Source organism: Granulicella pectinivorans (genome assembly GCF_900114625.1).
Lineage (GTDB): Bacteria > Acidobacteriota > Terriglobia > Terriglobales > Acidobacteriaceae > Edaphobacter > Edaphobacter pectinivorans.
On the sequence record NZ_FOZL01000001.1, the window covers coordinates 2,418,376 to 2,439,077 of the forward strand.

General features: G+C 61.8%; 17 protein-coding genes. 9 read left to right on the forward strand and 8 right to left on the reverse strand.

The genetic code is table 11. The annotated features are described in order from the left end of the window. Window positions 1–29 precede the first annotated feature (29 nt). The 4 genes from hrcA to BM400_RS09700 all read left to right on the forward strand — a co-directional run bounded on the left by hrcA (window position 30) and on the right by BM400_RS09700 (window position 4,176). Complete coding sequence (gene hrcA, locus BM400_RS09685; RefSeq protein ID WP_089841699.1) at window positions 30–1,100, forward strand: heat-inducible transcriptional repressor HrcA; 1,071 nt, start codon at window positions 30–32, stop codon at window positions 1,098–1,100. 68 nt (window positions 1,101–1,168) lie between these two features. After that, on the forward strand, window positions 1,169–1,723 hold the full coding sequence (locus tag BM400_RS09690) for a nucleotide exchange factor GrpE (protein WP_089841701.1): 555 nt from the start codon (window positions 1,169–1,171) through the stop codon (window positions 1,721–1,723). Between the two features lie 90 nt (window positions 1,724–1,813). Next, complete coding sequence (gene dnaJ, locus BM400_RS09695; protein ID WP_089838848.1) at window positions 1,814–2,956, forward strand: molecular chaperone DnaJ; 1,143 nt, start codon at window positions 1,814–1,816, stop codon at window positions 2,954–2,956. 173 nt (window positions 2,957–3,129) lie between these two features. Continuing rightward, window positions 3,130–4,176 carry a VWA domain-containing protein gene (locus tag BM400_RS09700; protein WP_089838850.1) on the forward strand — a complete coding sequence of 349 codons (1,047 nt, stop codon included), beginning with the start codon at window positions 3,130–3,132 and terminating at the stop codon, window positions 4,174–4,176. Between the two features lie 5 nt (window positions 4,177–4,181). On the opposite strand, the gene BM400_RS09705 is transcribed toward BM400_RS09700, so the two are convergent. The 7 genes from BM400_RS09705 to BM400_RS09735 all read right to left on the reverse strand — a co-directional run bounded on the left by BM400_RS09705 (window position 4,182) and on the right by BM400_RS09735 (window position 9,831). After that, entirely contained in the window at window positions 4,182–4,901 is a 720-nt protein-coding gene (locus BM400_RS09705; RefSeq protein WP_089838852.1) for an RsmE family RNA methyltransferase, read from the reverse strand. 37 nt (window positions 4,902–4,938) lie between these two features. Beyond that, a complete protein-coding gene (locus BM400_RS09710) occupies window positions 4,939–5,496 on the reverse strand; it encodes a hypothetical protein (protein ID WP_089838854.1) in 558 nt (185 codons plus the stop codon). A gap of 28 nt (window positions 5,497–5,524) precedes the next feature. Continuing rightward, window positions 5,525–6,712 (reverse strand): AI-2E family transporter, encoded by a 1,188-nt coding sequence (locus BM400_RS09715; protein WP_425432404.1) that lies wholly within the window; start codon window positions 6,710–6,712, stop codon window positions 5,525–5,527. 57 nt (window positions 6,713–6,769) lie between these two features. Continuing rightward, entirely contained in the window at window positions 6,770–7,357 is a 588-nt protein-coding gene (locus BM400_RS09720; protein WP_089838857.1) for a shikimate kinase, read from the reverse strand. Window positions 7,358–7,605: 248 nt separating this feature from the next. Then, window positions 7,606–7,896 (reverse strand): hypothetical protein, encoded by a 291-nt coding sequence (locus tag BM400_RS09725; protein ID WP_089838860.1) that lies wholly within the window; start codon window positions 7,894–7,896, stop codon window positions 7,606–7,608. After that, window positions 7,893–8,570 carry an RNA polymerase sigma factor gene (locus BM400_RS09730; RefSeq protein ID WP_089838862.1) on the reverse strand — a complete coding sequence of 226 codons (678 nt, stop codon included), beginning with the start codon at window positions 8,568–8,570 and terminating at the stop codon, window positions 7,893–7,895. The genes BM400_RS09725 and BM400_RS09730 overlap by 4 nt, the downstream gene beginning before the upstream one ends. A 196-nt stretch (window positions 8,571–8,766) precedes the next feature. After that, window positions 8,767–9,831, reverse strand: coding sequence for a ThiF family adenylyltransferase (locus tag BM400_RS09735; RefSeq protein WP_089838865.1), 1,065 nt, complete (start codon window positions 9,829–9,831; stop codon window positions 8,767–8,769). Between the two features lie 259 nt (window positions 9,832–10,090). On the opposite strand from BM400_RS09735, the gene BM400_RS09740 reads away from it, so the two are divergent. The 5 genes from BM400_RS09740 to BM400_RS09760 all read left to right on the forward strand — a co-directional run bounded on the left by BM400_RS09740 (window position 10,091) and on the right by BM400_RS09760 (window position 20,263). Continuing rightward, the gene (locus BM400_RS09740) at window positions 10,091–13,405 is read left to right on the forward strand and encodes a POTRA domain-containing protein (protein WP_245781790.1); all 3,315 of its coding nucleotides are present in this window, start codon (window positions 10,091–10,093) and stop codon (window positions 13,403–13,405) included. Between the two features lie 2 nt (window positions 13,406–13,407). Next, window positions 13,408–14,136, forward strand: a complete 729-nt coding sequence (locus BM400_RS09745) for a peptidylprolyl isomerase (protein ID WP_141223862.1) — start codon at window positions 13,408–13,410, stop codon at window positions 14,134–14,136. After that, on the forward strand, window positions 14,133–18,470 hold the full coding sequence (locus BM400_RS09750; RefSeq protein WP_089838869.1) for a translocation/assembly module TamB domain-containing protein: 4,338 nt from the start codon (window positions 14,133–14,135) through the stop codon (window positions 18,468–18,470). Before BM400_RS09745 ends, BM400_RS09750 begins: the two co-directional genes overlap by 4 nt. Window positions 18,471–18,574: 104 nt before the next feature. Next, on the forward strand, window positions 18,575–19,330 hold the full coding sequence (locus tag BM400_RS09755; RefSeq protein ID WP_342714574.1) for a BON domain-containing protein: 756 nt from the start codon (window positions 18,575–18,577) through the stop codon (window positions 19,328–19,330). A 66-nt stretch (window positions 19,331–19,396) separates the two neighbouring features. Further along, window positions 19,397–20,263: a UbiA-like polyprenyltransferase gene (locus BM400_RS09760; RefSeq protein WP_089838873.1), complete on the forward strand. Its 867-nt coding sequence runs from the start codon at window positions 19,397–19,399 to the stop codon at window positions 20,261–20,263. 60 nt (window positions 20,264–20,323) lie between these two features. Here the strand turns inward: BM400_RS09760 and BM400_RS21620 are convergent, their stop codons facing one another. Further along, the gene (locus BM400_RS21620) at window positions 20,324–20,671 is read right to left on the reverse strand and encodes a CsbD family protein (protein WP_141223863.1); all 348 of its coding nucleotides are present in this window, start codon (window positions 20,669–20,671) and stop codon (window positions 20,324–20,326) included. Window positions 20,672–20,702: the final 31 nt, after the last annotated feature.

Sequence of the window (20,702 nt, forward strand, 5' to 3'; positions counted from 1 at the left end):
GCGTAGACTTCTTAAAGGAGGTCTTTGCGATGTCGGATGAGCGGGTTACGGCGCGGCAACGGGCCATCCTGATGACAATCCTGGAGCGCTATATCGCGACCGGGGAGCCGGTCTCTTCGGGCACGATTGCGGCTTCGCTGGGAACGACCAATCTCAGTTCGGCGACCGTGCGCAACGAGATGGCCGATCTGGCGGACGCGGGGCTTCTGGAGCAGCCGCACACGTCGGCGGGCCGCATTCCCACGGCACGGGCCTTTCGGATGTATGTGGAGCAGTTGCGCGTCAATGACGGAGGCGGACTGGTGGGGCTTTCGGCGGTTTCGCGGTCGCAGATCGATAGGAAGTTTGCCGGAGTGAATGGAACCTCCGAGGTCCTGGAGAGGACTTCGCATGTGCTGGCTACGCTCTCGAGCGGGGTTGGGCTTGCGGTGACGGCTGCGGCCGGACTTGTCGACACGCTGGAACATATTCATTTTTCACGGCTTGCGCCCGCCAGAGTGCTGGCGGTGGTGGTCACGCAGAGCGGCCAGGTGCGCGATCGGGTGCTCGCACTCGAAAAAGACCTCTCCACGCTGGCGCTGGAGACTGCGTCTCGGTTTTTGAACGAGAGTTTTCGTGGGTGGAGCATGGAAGCCGTGCGTTCCGAGCTGACGCGCCTGGTGGAAGGCGAGCGGATGGAGTATCAGAGGATGCTGGAGGCCCGTGCGCTTTGGGCGAAGGCTGTGCCGGAGGGCTCAGCCGGGGTACAGCAGACGGTGTATGTTGAGGGTGTCGCGAACCTGATCGGCGGGCAGGACGGGGCTCGGCTGAGGGATCTGCTGTCGGCGCTGGAGGCCAAGCAGAGACTGGTGGAGCTGCTGAATGCGTATATCGACGCCCGGCAGGAGAGCGTGCGGGTGGTCTTCGACCTGGAAGAGCAGGCTCCGGAGATGGCCGGGCTGGTGCTGATTGCGGCGCCCGCTCGGATGCAGGGAGAGACGCGCGGGACGGTCGGTGTGATCGGTCCGAAGCGGATGCAGTATGAGCAGACCATGAGCGCCGTGATGTACATGGCCAGGGTATTCGACCGGATGCTGGAGACGCCGGGCGGGACGGGTTGAGCGGTATGAGCTGGAACAGGGTCGCGCGTTGGGCTGGAATCGGCAACAATAGAGAGATGGAGCAAGATATGAGTGAACCACAGGTAGAAGAGTTGAACGGTGAAGTGCTGGATCAGAGCCCGCGCGAAGCGGTTGAAGCGGGTGAAGAGAACTCGGGCCTCGAAGCGGAGCTGACGCAGTTGAAGGGCGAGCGCGACCAGATGAAGGACAGGCTGGCGCGGTTGCAGGCGGAGTTCGACAACTTCCGCAAGCGCCAGGTGCAGGAGAAGCAGGACGCGCGCGACTACACCATCACCTCGACGGTTGAGCCGTTCCTGGGCGTGATGGACAACTTCCAGTTGGCGCTGAAGGCCGATGGCACCGCGGAGCAACTGCGTTCGGGCGTCGAGCTGATTCTGAAGCAGATGGAAGATGCGCTGAAGGGGTTGAACGTGGTAGCCGTCGAGACGATCGGGTCGCAGTTCGATCCGCGCGTCCATGAGGCGTTGGGAAGCATCGAAACGGTGGAGTTTCCGGATCACCAGGTGATGGAAGAGATCCGCAAGGGCTACAAGATCCGCGAGAAGCTGCTGCGGCCCGCGCTGGTCAGGATTGCTTCGAACTCCGCGCAGGTGGCAGAGTAAGGGAACGCATTCCGAAAACAGGGGTCAGCAGGTGCCGACTGCGGCAAGGACGAAGTTCTGCCGATAGGTTGAGATGAGAGAGAGTTGGAGATGGCTACGGCTAACGTGACTAAGACCGATTTTTATGAAGTGTTGCAGGTAACCCGGACGGCGACGGACCAGGAGCTGAAGTCCAGCTATCGCAAGCTGGCGATGCAGTACCATCCTGACCGCAACCCGGACAATCCGGCGGCCGAGGAGAAGTTCAAGGAGTGCAGCGAGGCGTACCAGATCCTGAGCGATCCGGAGAAGCGCGCTGCCTACGACCGGTACGGGCATGCGGCGTTCCAGGGCGGCGGACCGGGTGCGGGCGGTAATCCGTTCGCCGGCGGCAATGCGCAGGACCTGGGCGACATCTTCGGCGACCTGTTCGGCGAGATGTTCAACATGGGCGGCGGTGGCCGGAAGAGTTCGCGCGTACAGCGTGGGCGCGACCTGCGCTACGACATGACGCTGGAGTTCGAAGACGCCGTCTTCGGCAAGGAGAAGGACATCACGATCCGGCGTTCGGAGACCTGTTCCGACTGCAAGGGATCGGGTGCGGCGGCGGGTAAGGCGCCGGTCACCTGCACGCAGTGCGGCGGACGCGGCCAACTGCGGATGCAGCAGGGCTTCTTCTCGGTCGCGCGGACGTGTCCGCAGTGCCAGGGCGCCGGCACGATCGTGCAGGATCCGTGCAAGACCTGCGCTGGACAGACCACCGTCCAGAAGGAGCACACCATCACCGTCAAGGTTCCGGCGGGCGTGGAGCAGGATACGCGGATTCGCTACCAGGGCGAGGGCGAGGCGGGCAAGTATGGCGGGCCCGGCGGCGACCTGTACGTGGTGCTGAATGTGAAGCCGCACAAGTTCTTCGAGCGTGACGGCGACGATCTGCACTGTGTGATGCCGATCTCGTTTCCGCAGGCGGCGCTGGGTACGGAGCTCGAGATCGAGACGCTCTATGGGCGCGAGACGATCAAGGTTCCCGAAGGCACGCAGAGCGGCAAGTCGTTCAAGCTGCGCGATAAGGGAGTGCCTCACCTGAACGAGCGCGGCAAGGGTGACCTGATCGTCGAGGTGCGGGTGCGGACGCCGTCGAAGCTTTCGAAGCAGCAGAAGGATTTGCTGCGGCAGCTTGAGGAGACGATGGGTGTGGAGAATACGCCGCACTCGAGCGGACTCTTCGACAAGATGAAGGATATGTTCTCGTAGGCGTAGGCACTGCCTTTCGGCATCGCGTGGTCCTCTCGTTGTTCGGAAGCTCAACTCCGGCCAGCGGGAGGACCACTGTCGTTGGCGTCAGCAACGCCGAGATCCACGTCACGACGTGGCCATCACACGCTCAGGGCGCTCGTCCGGCAAGGCATGCGGGGTAGAATCTTCGGATGAAGCTCTTGGGTTGTGTCCTTTGCTTGGTGGCCGGTGGTGTGGGAATGGCGCAGACTCCAGCGCCCGCAGAGCAGGATCAGCCGGACTACACGTTGCGAACGACCTCGAATGTCGTGCTGATGCCTACACAGGTGCAGACCAAGCATGGCGACATGCTATACACGTTGACGGCCGACCAGTTCGTCGTGGAAGACAACGGCGTACGGCAGAAGGTCAAGCTCGACGAAGACACCGACTCGTTGGGGCTTTCTCTGGTTGTCGCGGTGCAGTGCAGCCGGTCGGCGGTGATGGAGTTTCAGAAGCTGCAGGGACTGGGCACGATGATCGACGAGATCGCGGGGGGCGCGCCGCGCGAGGTGGCGATCGTCGAGTACGGCTCCGATGCGGATGTCATCGGAAAGTTTACGTCGAGCCCCGATGGCACGATGCGGGCGTTGGCCGATCTGCAACCCTGTGAAGACACCGGAGCGGCGACGCTCGATGCGGTGGCCTTTGCGGCGAAGATGCTGGATGCGCGCAAAAATCACTATCGCCATGCAATTCTGCTGATCTCGGAGACACGCGATCACGGCAGCAAGATCCGCGCGGAAGAGGTGATTGCCTCACTGGGACGGACAAACACGGTGGTCGATGCAGTGTCGTTCCAGCCCGCGAAGAATGAGATGGCGTTGAGCCTGTTCCATGGGCAGTATGGGCCGGGGCCGATTGGGCTTCTGGTGGCGGCGGTCCATGCGATGCGGAAGAACGTGTCCAAACAGCTGGCTGCGCTGTCGGGCGGGGAGTACATCAACTTCGGGTCGCAGAAGGGATTCGATAACGGCCTGCACACGATTTCGAACCATATCCACAACTACTATTTGTTGAGCTTTCAGCCACCGAGCAACGACAAGGAGCCCGGGCTGCATAAGCTGACGGTCAAGATCCCCGACTATCCGGATGCGAAGATCCGGACGCGCGAGAGCTACTGGTCGGGCGCGCTCGATGTGCCGGTAGTGCCGGAGACGAAGGATGAGTTGAAGGACGATAAGGACGACAAGAAGTAGGTGCGTTAGAGGTAGGTGCCGGCGATCGCGATGGCGGCGATGGCAGCGGTCTCGGCGCGAAGGATGCGTGGGCCGAGTGTGACGTGAATCCACTGATGCTGCGTGAAGAGATTCATCTCATCCTGCGTCCAGCCGCCTTCGGGGCCGATGGCCAGGGCGGTGGCGGTGCCTTGCGAGAGCGCTTCGGCGAGGGTCGTGTTCTGCTCGGTTTCAGACAGAAGGATGCGCGTGGGGCTTTGCTCTTTCTCGAGCGCGAGCTTGAGCGCGATGGGGTCGGTGATGGTCGGCACGTCTGTCCGCCGGGATTGCTGGCTGGCCTCGTGAGCGATGCGGCGCCAGCGTTCGACGCGCTTCGCGGCAGCCTGGGCGAGGTGCTTTTCCGTGCGGCGGGCGAGGATGGGGGTGATGGTTGCGACGCCCAGCTCGGTGGCTTTTTCGATCGCCCATTCGAGATGATCGAATTTGAAGACAGCCAGATAGAGATGGAGCGGCAGGGCCGCATCTGCCTCGAGCTCCTCGTGCATGGTGAACTCTACTTTTTCCGGGGAGACGGTGGTGACTTCGGCGCGGTGCAGGAACCCTCCAGCAACGACGTCGAAGATCTGTCCAGGCTGCGCGCGGAGAACGCGGGCAAGATGTGAGGCCTGCTCGCCGGTGAGGGCGGCGGTGTTCGGGCGGTCTCCCTGGAGAGTCCAGGTATCGGCGATCCAGCGGCGGCGAGTCATAAGGGCAGTTCTAAGGTGTCAGTGTTACGTTTCAGTTCTAAGGAATGGTGATGCTGATCGGCTTCTGGTGGTACAGCTCAAGCGTGATGACGGCGGACTTGCGATCGTCATACATGGCTTTGCTGAAAGGGAAGTGAAAGACCAGTTGCCCGGAGGCGGAGTTGCCGGGGTTGACCACCGTCTCCCGCAAAAGCGGCGGTGCGGCGAGCGGCTTGAGCTGCTGGAACGCACCGAAGACAGCGGGCAGGTCCGTGACGTTGATGGCGCTCGTTGTGCTTTGCGCGTCGTCTTTGGACGTGATGGTCGCGGTGATGGTGTTGATCTGGATCGGGAGGCGCAGATGGTCGTCGACCTGCAGCGTGGTCAGGATGTAGAGATCATCCTGACCGGCTGGGGTTTGGCTGACGACGATCGAGTCCGATTTGAAGTGAGTGCGCGTCCCCACCACGTTGGTGTTCGAAAGCGAGAGGGTTGCGGTATCGCGGGGGTTGAAGTAAAAGACCAGCGCCGCGACGACGGCGAGCACCACTGCCGCGATGAGGATGTTCTTCAACGGGTTGGTGCGCTCGGGTTGGGAGAAATTCAGATCGGGCATAAGGGCAGCGTTCAGGGTCAAGAGTGCCCTAGGGCTTTGACTCTGAGGATAACAGGATGGGTGGTGGGTCTTCACCGTCCGTCCGTTGGACCGCATACTCGTCCAGCAGGACCGAGATGAGGGCCGCGGTGGGGACGGCGACCAGAGCGCCGACGATCCCAGCGAGCGCGGTCCCGATCATGAGGGCGACCAGTACGGTGAGGCCCATGAGGTCCACGCTCGACTTCATGATGCGCGGCGTCAGGAAGGCGTTCTCGAAGTTCACGTAGATGAGGTAGAAGATGAGCACGCCGAACATCTTGGGCCAGGAGTCCAGCGCCGCCACTCCCGCGACGAGCACGATGGTGATGACGCCGCCGGCGATGGGGATGATGTTGAGCAGACCCATCAGTACACCCAGCAGGACGAAGTACCGCACGTGCAGGATGCCGAAGACGATGGTGCTGCAGACGCCGATAGAGAGCATCAGCAGACCCTGTCCCAGGAGCCATTTGCTCATCTTCAGTTCAGCCTTCTGGAGCGTGGCGTCCAGCCGCATGCGGGAGGCTGGCTTAAAGAGCGAGAGCAGGAACTCGTAGGCGTCGTCGCCCTCGATCATGAAGTAGATGCAGAGGAAGACGGCGGTCAGAACGTCGAGGATGTGCGCCAGCCATTTGGGCAGGGCGGAGAAGACGTAGCCACCGATGGCGGTTGCTGCATTCTCGGCCTTGGCTGCCAGGTCGTCGACACCCAGCTTGTCGGCCATGGGAATGTGCTTGATCTTCGCGACGGCCTCGGGCACGCGCTGCGGAAGGTCGGTGAGGAACTCGCGCAGGTCGCGCATCACCGGAGGCAGGGCGAAGGTAAGAAAGAGCGCCATGCCAAGAGCGATACCGGCGATGAGGATGACGATGGCGACGGGGCGCGAGGGGCGCCAGCCGCGAACATCGATCTTCCGGATCGACTCGATGACCGGCATGAGAACCACGGCGAAGAGGGCCGCGACATAGATGATGCGCAGCTCTTTGTTCAGCGTCCAGGCGAGAAGGACAAGAAGGATGGCGCCGAGGCCGAAGAGGATGTGGGCGCGAACGGCGGCGCGGCGCTGGGCCGGGGTTTCAACGAGACTTTGCGCGAGCGTGGTGGGCGTAGGCTTTTCCGGATCCTGATGGGTGGTGGTAATTGAGGTGGACAGGTCGTGCTCCTGGGAGGTGCTCTCAAGATGATGGTACGGAATGAGATGCAGGTGCGAGCGCAGGAGTTCCCAGCCGCGGAAGATTCGTTTTGAGGCTGCTTATTTCGGCAGACGCTCCAGGATGGCGGTCACGGTTTCGGCCGGCGTTTGGTCTTCCGTGGGCTGCGTCAGGCGGGCGAGTCGCCGGTAGAGCGGCTGGCGCAGCCGGAAACGCGACTCGGCCAGCACCGGATCCTTGAGGACGGGCCGGTCGGTGGCGCCGGGGTTGAGCGCCTGAAGGACGCAGCGGTCGAAGAGAACAGGGAAGGGCGCGTCGAGGAAGATGGTGAGGGTGCCAGGGGCCTGCTCGATGAGGAGACGGTTGGTGTGAATCTCGGGCGTGCCTCCGCCCAGGGCGATCACGGTGTCGGTGAGGGCCAGGGTGGAGACGAGAGCGGCGGATTCGAGGCGGCGGAAGTGCGGCTCGCCGTGGCGCTCGAAGAGCTCGGGGATCGTCGCCTGGGTGCGCTGCTCCAGGTGGTGGTCGAGGTCGAGGAACTTCCATCCAAGGCGCGCGGCGAGCTCACGGCCAATGGTGGACTTGCCGGCGCCCATGAAGCCGGTAAGGACGATGCGGCGGACGTTTCCGAGGGATGCGGGCGTGGTGGGCATCGTGGCTTCTTCGGGCTTGGCGGACTGGACGGACATAATGTTTTCCTTGGTGCCTGGAATGGAGAGCAAAGGCCTTGGTACAAGAAAAAGCCGCGACCCTTGTGGGGATCGCGGCTTAGGAGGTTTCGATGTTTCCCGGAGTTTACTGTGTCTTTCGTCCGAGAGGCATGCCCGCCTGAGCCGCTGGTTGCCACCAGTAGCAGGAGGTAAACGACACGGGCTGGGTAAACATGCTCATCTGGAGTAAAAGACTACAACGGCTTCGTTCTGGTTGCAAGTTCCGTTTAGGATTCAGGCTCGGGGTCTTCGCCCATGCGGCTCTGGATCTTGGCCCAGAGGTCCTCGCTGGGCTCGTGGACGGGTTCAAAGAGGCTGCGTGCGTGTTCGGCGATGGTCTCAAGGTCGCGCACCAGCGCCGCGGCGTCCGGGTGTGCGGCCAGAAACGGCTGCAGGCGTGGGTCGTCGGAGACTTTGCCGGTGGTATGGGTTGCGAAGATTTCGGGGAGACGCTCCTCGAAATCGGCCTGCGTCATGGTGTCGAAGTTGAAGTTGTCAAGCGTGTTTTGGTCGTTCATAGAGCGGTCTCCTTGAACCCATCGGTTGGGCTAAGGGCTGGGTTGGAGTGGCCTGTCTGACGCAGCAGATCTCGCAACTTAAGCCGTGCTTTGTGGAGCTGGGACTTGCTATTGCCTGTCGAGCAGTTCAGCATGGTGGCGATTTCATTGTGCTCAAAGCCTTCCACGTCATGCAGCACGAAGACCATGCGGTAGCCGGGAGGCAGGGAGGCGACGGCGCGCTCGAGGGCAACGCGGTCGACCGAACCCGTGAGCATGGGGTCGCGGCTGCCGAAGTCGCGCTTGGGCGCGTCATCTTCGGACGGGTTGATGGTCTCTTCGAGCGAGACGAGATTCAGGCCCTTCTTGCGCAGATGCATCAGCACAAGGTTGACCGTAAGGCGGTGCAGCCAGGTCGAAAAGGCGCTCTCGCCGCGGAAGCTGCCGAGCTTGCGGAAGAGATGGAGGAACGCCTCCTGAGTCATATCCTCGGCTTCGGACACGTTGCCGAGCATGCGCAGGCAGAGCGTGTAGACGCGGCGCTTGTGCAGGGCGTAGAGCTTGGAAAACGCCTCGGCGTCGCCGTTCTTTGCCGCCTCGATAGCCTCGGCTTCTCCGGCAATGGGCGGATTCCGTTTGAACAGTCCGGAGTTCGGCTTTGCGGAGGGTTCATCTGCGGGTGGAACAAGGGTCATAGAGGGGCCTTTTTGAACCTGCGGCTCAGCCTGTGGTTCGCTGGATTTGGTGCCGGCTGTAGCCAGACTCAAGGGTAACGTAATTGCTGACATTCTGCCTCCGTTCGATGGTTGGAGACTCAGCGCGCGCGAATGGTTGTTTCAGAAATTGAGTCAAAGGCGTTTGTATTGCGGGGGATGAACAGAGCGTATGCCTTCAGCTCCCGATGAAGCGGGCATAGAGCGTGCGGGCCTGCGCAATATCGGTCGTTCCCTGGATGAGGGCGCGACCGTCCGGGAAGAGCGTCACGGTGTACGGCCCGCGCCGGAAGCGAAGCAGAAGATCGTTGGAGCGGAGATCTTCGATATCCGGATGCTGTTCCAGGCGGCTCCGCATCTCCGCAAACGAGACGGGCCGGTGGTGCTCGTGGATCTGCACGGAGTTTCGGCCGCAGAGCGTGATATGGGGACGGCCCTCGCCTGCCAGATGGGTAAAGATGCGTCCGGCGCAGACCGGGCAGTCGGGATCGGGTTTGCCCGTCTTGATCTCGGAGCGGTCGCCGGTCCAGAGGTCGAAGGAGAGAAGCGAGCGGCGCATGAGGTGGGGCTGGCGCGTAAGCAGCTTCAGGGCCTCGGTAACCTGCAGGGACGCAGCCAGGTTGACGGCGGTGGAGAGAATGCCGGCCGTGTCGCAGGTCTCGACCGGGCCGGAGGGAGGCTTGGGGAAGACGCATGCCAGGCATGCCGTCTCGGTCGGGAGGATGTTCATCGTCGCGGCGTACGCGCCCACGGCGGCGGCGTAGATCCACGGTTTGCCCTGCTGGACGGCGTAATCGTTCAGCAGGTATCGAGTCTCGAAGTTGTCGGTGCAGTCGAGATAAACGTCGATCCTCTTTTCAGCGCCCAGCAGTTCGCCAATATTCGCGGGAATCAGGTCCGCGATCGCGGCATGCACCGTAACGGATGAGTTGAAGAGGGCGATGTGGCGGCGGGCGGCCTCCGCCTTGGGCAGGCAGGCCTGGGCGTCGGCCTCGTCGAAGAGGATCTGACGCTGGAGATTCGAGGGCTCGACATAGTCGCGGTCGATCAGGGTCAGGGTGCCCACTCCCGCCCGGGCGAGCAGTGCGGCAGTGGCGGCTCCGGTGGCTCCGGTGCCGATGATGGCGGCGTGCGCGGACGCCAGGTGCCGCTGACCGTCGGCGCCGATGCCGGGGAAGAGGATCTGGCGGGAGTAGCGGTCCGTCAAGTCGGGTGCGAGGTGTGAGGCGTCTTCAGGAGGCATGCAACTCGGGACGGCGAAACGGTCGGATGGCGATAAGGTAGAACCTTCCCCTCGGCTTTGCCGCCTGGGTGAAAGGCATTCGATCGGTCCCCGGTCTTGATGACACATCGGGGGCCGGATATTCGTAGTATAGAGAGATGGCTCCGTTTTGTGGGGCGGGTGACGGATACGCGGTCTCGCGCATCTCACGGAAGATGCACGGAAAATAGGCCCGCTTTCTCTGGGAAGCGAGCGCATGGTCTCGAGGAAGAACTGAGTGTTGTTTCGAGCTGCTAAGCCGCTGGGGCGGTTGAGGAACGGAGTTTGCGGCGTTGGCCTGGTGGTCGCACTGGCCGCGGTGCCTTGCGCATGGGGACAGGTTCCTGCGCCGATTACCTCCGCACCGGTGATGTCCGCTCCAACCCAGTCTGCTCCGGCGCTGGCGGTTCCCGCCACGTCCGCTCCGGTGCCGTCTGTTCCGGCAATCAAGGCCAGACCGGCGGCGCAGGGATCTCCGGGGACCTCGGCGGATCAGTCGATCGGCCCGGTCCGGGCTCCGCTGGCGGTCAACGTGTGGGATTGGAAGGGTTTGCGCGTCGAGAAAATCCAGTTTGAGGGCGTTAGCTTCGATGGCGAGGATACGTTGCCGAAGTCGCTCGAGCAGCAGCCCGGGCAGCCACTCGATCCGGAGAAGGTGCGTGCGAGCCTGCGGCGTCTCTACGCGAGTGGACGCTACCGGGACGTTTCGGTGCGCGGAATACGAACGGGCGATACCGTGTCGCTGGTCTTCGAAGGACCGGCGCGCCTCTACGTGGGCCGGGTGCAGATCGTCGGGATCAAGAACGAGCGACTGAGTTCGCTGGCTGAGTATGGCACGAAGCTGTCGCCGGGGACTGCGTTTACCGAGGCGTCCGTGCCGGCGGGCGTGGAAGGCATCAAGCAGGCACTGAGCTCGAATGGATACCTGGCCTCCGAGGTCACGGTGAAGACGGATGAAGACGCCGCGAACCAGCAGATGAATGTAACGTACTTCGTTACGATCGGTCCGCAGGCCAAGGTGGGGAACGTCGTCGTGGAAGGGACCGACATCGGCCTGACGACCGAGGAGTTTCGCAAGAAGGGCAAGTTGAAGGCGGGCTCGAAGGTGACGCGGGATACGACCAGCAACGCGTTGGACAAGCTGCGGACGCAGTATCAGAAGAAGGACAGGCTGGAGGCGACGGTCTCGCTGCAGAAGTCGACCTACGATACGAAGCGCAAAATGCTGGACTACGACTTCAAGGCGAGCCAGGGTCCCATCGTCAAGGTCGTGGTGGATGGCGCGAAGGTCTCGAAGAGCAGACTGCATCTTCTGGTCCCGGTGTTTGAGGAGAGCACGGTCGACAACGATCTGCTCAACGAAGGCACGCACAACATCAAGGAGTTCATGCAGCAGCAGGGCTACTTCGATGCGTCGGTCACGGTGAAGGTCGATGGCGAAGGAACGCCACAGCAGACGATCACCTATACCGTCGACAAGGGACGCGCGCATAAGGTTGTCGACGTCACGATTGCCGGCAACAAGTACTTCAGCACGGATGTCTTGAAAGAGCGTCTACAGGTGCAGAAGGCGGACGCATACCTGCGCAGTGGCCGATACAGCGCAGCGCTGGTGAAGTCCGACGAGAACTCGATTGCGGCCATCTATCGCGCGAACGGATTCAATGCCGTGAAGGTCAGCTCGTCCGTGAAGGATGTCGATCCTCCGGGTGGCGCGAAGCCGCGGTCGAAAGCCTTGATCAGCGCGGCGTTCAAAGTGGATGAGGGACCCCAGCAGAAATTTGGGCCGGTCCTGCTTGCCGGTGTCGACGCGTCGCGCGAGAAGGATGTGCGAGCTCTGCTGAATGCCGAGAAGGGGCAGCCGTTCTCGTTGATTACGCTCTCGGGCGATCGCGACGCGGTGCTCGGCTACTACGTGAGCCACGGCTTCGACCAGGCCAAGGTGGAGATCAAGCAGGCGGTCGAAACGGCGGACGCGACGGCCACCGATGTCACGCTGAACGTGACCGAGGGCCAGCAGGTCTTTGTCGACAAAGTGCTGGTCTCGGGCATCGAGCGCACCAAGCCGCAGGTGGTGAAGGACCAGATCAAGGTCAGCGCGGGTGATCCGCTCGATCAGAGCGCATTGCTGCAGACGCAGCGGAATCTTTACAACCTGGCTCTGTTCAACGAGGTGATCGCCGCGGTCCAGAATCCTGCGGGGCAGGCTCCCACGAAGAATGTGCTGGTTCAGGTGACAGAAGCAAAGCGCTGGGATGTGACGTACGGCTTCGGTTTCGAGGCGCAGACCGGCACGCCCGCACAGGGAGATATCTCGACCGCTTCGAAGATCCAGTTGGGCCTCGATCCGAACAAGCAATACACGCAGGAGGGCAAGACCGGCGTCAGCCCGCGCGTTTCGCTCGACATCTCCCGCATCAACCTGCGCGGCAAGGACGAGTCGCTGACCCTGCATACGACGTATGGACTGCTCGAAAAGATCGCGACGCTCAGCTTCCTGAATCCTCACCTGAAGGGCAGTCCGAACTTCTCCGCTTCGGTCTCGGGCGGCTATTCGAATGTCTCGAACATCTCCACCTTTACTGCTTCGACACTGCAGTTCGACCTCCGCATCACGCAGAAGTGGCGCAAGACCGACACGTTCATCTACGACTTTCAGTACAGGCGCGTGGCCGTAGATCCCAACAGCCTGCAGGTCTCGGCGAACCTGATTCCTCTGCTCTCGCAGCCGGTCCGTGTGGGTGGCCCATCCATCACATGGCTTCACGATCGCCGCGATCCTTCGCCGCTCGATGCCGTGAAAGGTTCGTACACGTCGATTCAGGAGTTCATCGCGTCGTCAAAGTTCGGTTCACAAACCTCGTTCAACAAAGTGGACGTCACGAACTCTACGTACTACCAGTTCGGCAAGAACAGCAGACGCCGCTATACCTTTGCGCGCAACACACGCTTCGGGGTCGAGACCCCGTTCGGCACCAACCCGAATGCGACCAACCCTGAATGCGCCGGCGTGCTGTTGGATACGAATGCAAGCTGCAATGCCGTGCCCTTGCCGGAGCGCCTCTATGCCGGTGGCGCATCGTCGCATCGCGGCTTCCCCATCAACGGAGCCGGTCCGCGCGATCTGCAGACTGGCTATCCCGTCGGCGGCTCGGCGGTTTTCATCAACACACTGGAACTGCGGCTGCCGCCACCCACTCTTCCCTATGTCGGCGATAGCGTCAACTTCGTCCTCTTTCACGACATGGGCAACGTATTCCAGAACGTCAATGAAGTCCTCTCGAGCGCCAAGCGGTTCTCGCAGCCCGATCGTGATACCTGCAAGGTCGTCACCAATCCGGGCGAGTCGGTCGGCACCTGCAACTTCAATTACTTCTCACACGCGGTGGGCGTCGGCGCACGGTACAAGACGCCGGTCGGGCCAGTACGTGTCGATTTTAGTTACAATCTCAACCCGCCCATCTACCCGGTCATCTACGACTTCAACGGCAGCGTCCCGCACTACGGCACAGCCAGCCACTTCAACTTCTTCTTCAGCATCGGACAGAGCTTCTGAACATGACAAAACATGTGCTAATCCGTGTGGCGATGCTGGCAATCCTGGCAGAGGCGTGCGTCGCGCAGGTGCCCGCCAACAAGTCTGTACGGCCCGTAACGCCGGCACAAGCCGGACAGACCATCGACCGGGTGATCGCGATCGTCAATGGGGATCTCATCCTCGAAAGCGATGTCGATGAAGAGAAGCGCTTCGCCGCGTTTCAGCCGTTCTCGACGGGCGGCAAGGACTTTACCCGGGAGAAGGCAGTCGAGCGGCTCATCAACCGAACCTTGATCTTGCAACAGTCGCGGTTACAGACAATCGGCGGCGTGAAGGATGAGGCTGTGGCAGCGCAGATTCAGACGCTGCGCAAGGACATCCCGGCCTGCAAACAGTATCACTGCGAAACGGACGAGGGATGGAAGAAGTTCGTTGCAGACCAGGGCTTTACGGAGACGGAGTTGCAGCAGCGCTGGAAGCAGAGGATGGAGGTGCTCTCGTACATCGAGAACCGCTTCCGCATGGGCATCCGCGTCACGCCGGAAGAGATCAGCGACTATTACAAGAAGGATTTATTGCCGCAGTATGCGAAGGCAAAGGCGGTGGCACCGCCTCTCGATGAACTGAGCGATCGTATTCAGGAAATTCTCCTCCAGCAGCAGGTAAGCAAGCTGTTGCAGGATTGGTTGACGAGTCTGAGGGTACAGGGAACGGTACAGATTCTGAAGCCCGGTGAGGTGGCACCGTGAGCGCAACGAACGAAGAACAGAAAAAGAGGAAGAGTCTCCACATCGGGCGCAAGTGCGCATGGGTGCTTGGTGGGGTGGTGGGCCTTCTTCTCGTGGTACTCAGCCTTGGCGCCTGGTATACGACCACCGGAGACTTCCAAAGGCGTGTCGGCAAGCAGGTCGTCAGCGTGCTCGAAGACGCAACCGGCGGCCGCGTTGAGTTGGGCCGAATCACCTTCAACCTCTGGCATCTTGCAATCGAGGCAGATGGCCTCGTGATTCATGGTCTCGAAGGTCCGGGAGAAGCTCCCTATCTCGCCGCCGACAAGATCCTCATTCGTCTCAAGATCGTCAGCTTTTTCCAACATACGGCCGGTGGTCTTGCCTCGCACATCGGCCTGAATCTGCTGCGTGTCGAGCAGCCGCATGCGCACCTCATCGTCGATAAAGATGGCAAGACCAATCAGCCGACGCCAAAGCATCCAAGCACCAGCACCGAGCCGTTCCAGGACACGGTGCTGGACCTGAAAGCGAAGGATGTTGAGTTGGTCAACGGCGTTGTGCTCCTGAACAACAGAGCGATCCCCTTCGATCTTTCTGCGAACGATCTACAGGCCAAGGTCAACTACATCACGTCGACGGACCGCTATGGCATCGTTCTCGATCTGAACGACCTGCGCACGAAGATGGCGAAGGAGCCCGAAGCGCAGTCGAAGGTGCATGTGGAGGCCGAGTTCGGTCGCGACATGGCGGCGCTGAACAAGCTGGAGTTGCACACCGGCAAGAGTTCGGACCTGCGCGCCAGTGCGAACATCACGCACTTCGCGAATCCGGAGTGGTGGGCCGCCGCGGATGGAACGCTCGAACTGAAGCAGATTTCGGTGCTGTCTGGGTTCGACGGCCTCGGCCCGGGCACGGTGGACCTGGATATCAAGGGGCACAACTGCAACGTGAGTCCCGCCACCGCGCAGAAGAAGCCGGGCATCTTTCGCAGGAGAAAGAACGAAGAGATCAACGCTTCCGTAAAGACCCTGCCTCCCGATCCGGATTGCAAGGCGGGGTACCTGCTGATCGGTTCGGCGAAGGTGCATGGCGCCTCCTATCAGGATGAGTATGTGCGCCTGCATGACATCAATGGCGGAGCGCAGTTGCATATCACTCCCACGGAACTCCTGTTGACGGCGCTGACGGGATATCTTCCCGGCGGCGGAAGCGCCATGGGAGAGCTGCGCATTGTGAACTGGCTTGGTGAAGTGCCGGCGAATACGCCCACGGCTTCACCGACTGCCAAGGCCGCGGTCACCACGACCAACCAGACAGCCGTCGCGATGGGTGCGAAGGCTCCCGTCAAGCTCTCGACGAACATCCCGCAGGTACAGTACGCGCATGCCTATCTCAAGGCGACGATCGACAGGATTCCCCTGCGCACCATCATGGATGTGACCGCTCCGAAGGGCTATGGCGACCTGGGCTTCGATACCGCGGTGTCGGGACCGGTGGAGGTGGAGTGGGGCGGGCCCGCTGCGCAAATCGCGGATTCCGTGCAGGTGCAGGGCGATCTGAAGTTCGCTCCAACCGGCGTCGTGCGCAAGGGCGCGTTGAACAACATTCCCGTCACGGGCCAGACTCTGGCGCACTACGACGGACGCACCGAGGTCGTGAACATCCAGCACATCCTGCTGCAGACGCCGGGAACCATCCTGAACGCGAGTGGCGTGCTGGGCGTCAATCTTGGCGATCGCCTCACGAACCTGCAGGCCGATGCGACGGTGCGCGATATCGGCGAGTATGACCAGTTGCTGCAGACGCTTGGCTTCGAGGCCAATGGCAAGAAGGGAAGCGCGGCCATCCCCGTCGATCTGCATGGTGCTCTCGTGTTTCATGGAACCGCATCGGGACCGATCAGGAATCTCGATGTGAAAGGACACCTTGAAGGGGACCAGTTGCAGGTCAAGCTGGGCACCGCCGCGAACGTGCAGATCGACTCCCTGGTGGGCGATGCGGATTACTCGCCGCGCGGGCTTTCAGTAGCATCGTCCACCATCAAGCAGGGCGCGGCCGTGCTGCATCTCGGTGGATCGTTCAGACCACGGCGCATCGTCTCGAAGCGTGGCGTGGAGGACTGGGTCTGGGATGAAGGCACCACCGTCGACGCGAATGTGCAACTCGCGACGGCACCCATACTCGACCTGTTGAAGATTGCAGGGCAGCAGGACAAGATTCCTGTGACGGGCACGGTCGGGATCGACGGCCACCTCGTTGGAACCTTCCAGAACCTCAGCGGAAGCGGCCATGTCTCGCTCGCCAACGGTGTCGCCTATGGCGAGCCCTATGAAGCTGCCCATGTGACCATGAGTGTGACCGGCCAGGATATCGAAGCCAGCCAGATTGCCTTGCAACTGCACGGCATGACGATCGCCGGCAATGGCGGATACGATCTCAGCTCGAAGCACCTGCATGGCCATCTCGAAGGCAACAACCTGATGCTGTCGAAGTTCACGACGGTGCAGAAGGCGAACCTGAACGGCGATGGCACAGTAAGTCTCGTAGCCGATGCGAACGGCACGATGACGGAGCCGAATCTCAAGGCGCATGTCAGCGTCGCCAACGTCACCATACAGGGCAAGCCTGTGGGTGAACTGACAGCCGACCTCCACAGCGCGGGCAGCACCGTCTTCTATACGGCCAAGTCCACGGTGCTGGGTGCCGGTGTAACGGCCGATGGCCAGACCGCCCTGACCGGCGACTATCAGACAACCGCCAAGCTGACCGTCGCGGGCTTCGATGTCGGTAAACCGCTCGCGTTATTTGGCGACTCGAGCCTGAAGGGAAGCTCTTCCATCAACGGCGTGGTCGACGTGAGTGGGCCGGCGAAGACGCCCCTGGCCATGGCGGGCTCGGCGAACTTCGAGAACTTCGTCGTCAAGCTGAACGGGTATGAACTGAAGGCGGCGGAGCCTCTGCGCGTGAGCCTGAAGAACGGCGTCGCCCTGCTTGAGCAGGTCCACATCACCGGGCAGGATACGGACCTGCATCTGGGTGGCACAGCGCAGGTGCTGGGCGTCACCAATCCCAAGGGCGGCACGCTGAACCTGAACGCGAAGGGATCGGTGAGCCCGCAGTTGGCCCACACCTTCGATCCGGACATCATCGCCAGTGGCAAGGTCACGTTCACGGTAGCCGCGGGTGGAACGATGAAGAGTCCCGCGCTCACCGGCAAGGTGATCTTCGACCAGGTGAACGCCGCGGTCGATGGAATCCCCAACGGCCTGACCAACATGAACGGCACCCTCATCTTCAATGAAGACCGCCTTGAGGTGCAGAGCCTGACGGCGACCACCGGTGGTGGACAGTTGAAGATCGGCGGCTTCCTCACCTACCGCAACGGCGTCTATGCGGACCTTACGGCCACAGGCGACGTGGTCCGTGTCCGTCTGTATGGATTGAGCGCCACGGCGAACGCGAAGTTCAGGCTGCAGGGTGGTGCGCAGAACGCCCTGCTCAGCGGTACCGTGTTGCTCACGCGCTTCGGTATCGGCGCGGATGTGGACTTCGCCGCCTTCGCTGGCGCGGGTGGTGTCGCGGCACCGCCAGACCCTGACGCGGCGACGAACAAGATCCAGCTGGACGTCCATGTCACCAGCTCTCCGCAGCTCGATTTCCAGAACTCCTACGCGAAGCTCGCCGGCACCGTGGATCTCACCGTACGCGGCACGATTGCCGTGCCCACGGTCCTTGGCCGCATTCAGATCACCGACGGCAGCGCCACGTTCGCCGGCACCAAGTACCAGCTCCAGCGCGGAGATATCTACTTCACCAATCCGGTTCGGATCGATCCCGTGATCGATCTCGACGCGACCGCCCGCGTGGAGAACTACGACGTCACCATCGGCCTCCACGGCACGACCACAAGCCTGAAGCCGACCTACCGCTCCGAGCCGCCGCTCAGCGAGGCCGACGTCTTCAACCTGCTGGCGCTTGGACGCACGCAGGAGGAGGCGCAACTCTACCAGGAACAGCAGGTGCAAGCTGGCACCGATCCCACCACGAGCGCTCTCCTGGGTGGCGCGTTGAACGCCACTGTCTCGAATCGTGTCGAGAAGCTGTTCGGCGTGGGCAGTGTGAAGATCGATCCGGCGTTCGTCGGTACGCTCGGCACATCGGCCGCGCGCATCACCGTGCAACAGCAGTTGTCGCGGCAGTTGACCCTGACCTACGCGACCAACGTGAACTCCTCGGCGCAGCAGTTGATCCAGGTGCAATACCAACTGAACCCCCGCATGTCCGTGGTGGCGACACGCGACGAAACCGGTGTATTCAGTATCGTTTACAAGATTCGGCAGCGCTACCGCTAGGAATCTTTTGGGCCCGTTTTGCGTCTAATCAGGTAGAGGAAAGGGCCTGAATTGTCCGAGCCCTTTGCCGGGAGAGACCCGGTGCAGGAGCTTTTATGAAAGCCATGAAACCAATGTTTGCCGGAAGCCTGATGCTCGCCGGATCGCTGCTCTTCAGCAGTGTCGCGCGTGCGCAGGAGAACAACGATGGGCAGATCCAGAGCGATGTGATGAAGGCTCTGGACAAGAAGCAGTTCAAGGATGTCCAGGCCGCGGTACACGACGGCGTGGTCACGCTGACCGGTACGGTGGACGTGTACAGCGAGAAGGAAGATGCAGACCGTAAGGTGCATCATCGCAAGAACGTGAAGGCAGTCGATAACGAAATCCAGGTCGGCGGCGCACCCGTTGAGGATGCAACCCTGCGCGCGAAGCTGGCCGAGAAGCTCGCCTACGACCGTGTCGGTTATGGCACGACGGCCTTCAACGCCCTGACCATCGGCGTGCAGAACGGTGTGGTGACGCTGGGCGGTGTAGCCTACGGACCCATGGATAAGGATTCCGCTCTCAGCCTGGTCGCCAACTACCCGGGTGTGAAGGATGTGGTCGACAACATCGAAGTGGCCCCGCTTTCGCCCATGGATGACCGCATCCGCATCGCGACCGCTCGTGCCGTCTATGGCGCACCGCAGTTGAATCGCTACGCCATGGATCCCGCCAAACCCATCCGGATCACCGTCGTCAACGGCAACGTCACGCTTTCGGGTGTCGTCGATAGCCAGGGCGACAAGGATATCGCAAACATTCGCGCCAACGGTGTCCCGGGTGTCTTCAAGGTCACCAACAACCTCGAAGTGGCCGGCAAGCGCCCCCGCGGATAACCGTCTGCCAGCCTTACAAAGGCCGTTCGCCTCGTGCGGACGGCCTTTCTCTTTTACGATAGATCTATGACGAATCTATGGAAGAGCACCGCGACCACGCTGGAGATGATCAAGTGGGAACATTCCATCTTCGCTCTGCCGTTTGCGCTGACCGGCGCCGTGCTCGCGGCGGGCGGGTGGCCGACAGGGCGCGTGCTGCTCTTGATCGTGGCGTGCATGGTCTCGGCGCGGTCCGCGGCGATGGCCTTCAACCGGCTGGCTGACGCCGATCTCGACGCAGCCAATCCGCGCACGAAGATGAGAGCCATTCCCGCCGGCGCGCTCGGCAGGGGATTCGTCGGCGGCTTCACGCTGTTCATGGTGCTCGTCTTCCTGGCCTGTTGCGCCCTGCTCAATCGCATGACGTTGGAACTGGCGCCCATCGTGCTCATCGTGGTGCTCGGCTACAGCTACATGAAGCGCGTAACCCGCTGGTCGCATGTGGTGCTTGGGCTGGCTCTGGGCATTGCACCCACCGCCGCATGGGTTGCCGTACGCGGTAGCCTTGATCCCCGCATCATCGTTCTCACGGCGGCTGTGCTCTTCTGGGTCGCCGGATTCGACGTCCTGTACGCCTGCCAGGACTTCGCCCACGACCGCTCCGTGGGCCTCTTCAGCGTGCCGGCAGCCTTCGGCATGGAGACCGCGTTCACCATGGCGCGCACGATGCACGTCGCCGCTCTCATTCTGCTGCTCTGGCTCGTCAAGCTGTTCGCGCTCGGCCCGGTCGCATGGGTAGGCTTGGCGATCGTTGCGGCGCTCTTGATCTACGAGCATGCCATCGTCTCGCCAACCGATCTCCGCCGCATGAATGCCGCCTTCTTCACCTTGAACGGTGTCATCGCGGTCGTCTTCTTTCTGGCGTTCGCAGGCGATGTTCTCCTGCGCAGATAAGCGAGTCCAAAAAGGAAAAGCCCGCTGGAGAGCGGGCCTTTCTTTTCGCATCCGGAGTGACTAGCGCGAGTTGGTTGTCTCGTGGTCACGGTGCAGGTCAGCCTTCAACTTGTCGACGCCGCGGCTGATGGAATCCTTCGCATGCTCGGCAGCTTCAGCAATCTTTTCGCGCACGTTATGCGCTGTGTCGTGGCTCTCGTCGCGGGCCACGGTCTCATTGGTGCGGACATGATCGCCAACGGCCTGCGCGGCATCCTTCGTCTTGCCCCATGCTTCCTGCGTTGCGCCGGTGACGCGATCGGCAGCTCCGGAGTTCGCGAGCTTCTCGTTTCCAATCGCTTCGCCGGTTGCCTGCTTGATGTGTCCTGCTGCGTTCTTCAGTGCTCCTGCAACGGTATCCTTGTTCATGGTCCTGTCCCTTCAGTCGGTTGCCCCTCCC

What these genes read in the sequence shown, in the direction of transcription:
- hrcA (WP_089841699.1), top strand. Translation starts at nt 30, where the DNA reads ATGTCGGATGAGCGGGTTACGGCGCGGCAACGGGCCATCCTGATGACA.
- BM400_RS09690 (WP_089841701.1), top strand. Translation starts at nt 1,169, where the DNA reads ATGAGTGAACCACAGGTAGAAGAGTTGAACGGTGAAGTGCTGGATCAG.
- dnaJ (WP_089838848.1), top strand. Translation starts at nt 1,814, where the DNA reads ATGGCTACGGCTAACGTGACTAAGACCGATTTTTATGAAGTGTTGCAG.
- BM400_RS09700 (WP_089838850.1), top strand. Translation starts at nt 3,130, where the DNA reads ATGAAGCTCTTGGGTTGTGTCCTTTGCTTGGTGGCCGGTGGTGTGGGA.
- BM400_RS09705 (WP_089838852.1), bottom strand. Translation starts at nt 4,901, where the DNA reads ATGACTCGCCGCCGCTGGATCGCCGATACCTGGACTCTCCAGGGAGAC.
- BM400_RS09710 (WP_089838854.1), bottom strand. Translation starts at nt 5,496, where the DNA reads ATGCCCGATCTGAATTTCTCCCAACCCGAGCGCACCAACCCGTTGAAG.
- BM400_RS09720 (WP_089838857.1), bottom strand. Translation starts at nt 7,357, where the DNA reads ATGTCCGTCCAGTCCGCCAAGCCCGAAGAAGCCACGATGCCCACCACG.
- BM400_RS09725 (WP_089838860.1), bottom strand. Translation starts at nt 7,896, where the DNA reads ATGAACGACCAAAACACGCTTGACAACTTCAACTTCGACACCATGACG.
- BM400_RS09730 (WP_089838862.1), bottom strand. Translation starts at nt 8,570, where the DNA reads ATGACCCTTGTTCCACCCGCAGATGAACCCTCCGCAAAGCCGAACTCC.
- BM400_RS09735 (WP_089838865.1), bottom strand. Translation starts at nt 9,831, where the DNA reads ATGCCTCCTGAAGACGCCTCACACCTCGCACCCGACTTGACGGACCGC.
- BM400_RS09745 (WP_141223862.1), top strand. Translation starts at nt 13,408, where the DNA reads ATGACAAAACATGTGCTAATCCGTGTGGCGATGCTGGCAATCCTGGCA.
- BM400_RS09755 (WP_342714574.1), top strand. Translation starts at nt 18,575, where the DNA reads ATGAAACCAATGTTTGCCGGAAGCCTGATGCTCGCCGGATCGCTGCTC.
- BM400_RS09760 (WP_089838873.1), top strand. Translation starts at nt 19,397, where the DNA reads ATGACGAATCTATGGAAGAGCACCGCGACCACGCTGGAGATGATCAAG.
- BM400_RS21620 (WP_141223863.1), bottom strand. Translation starts at nt 20,671, where the DNA reads ATGAACAAGGATACCGTTGCAGGAGCACTGAAGAACGCAGCAGGACAC.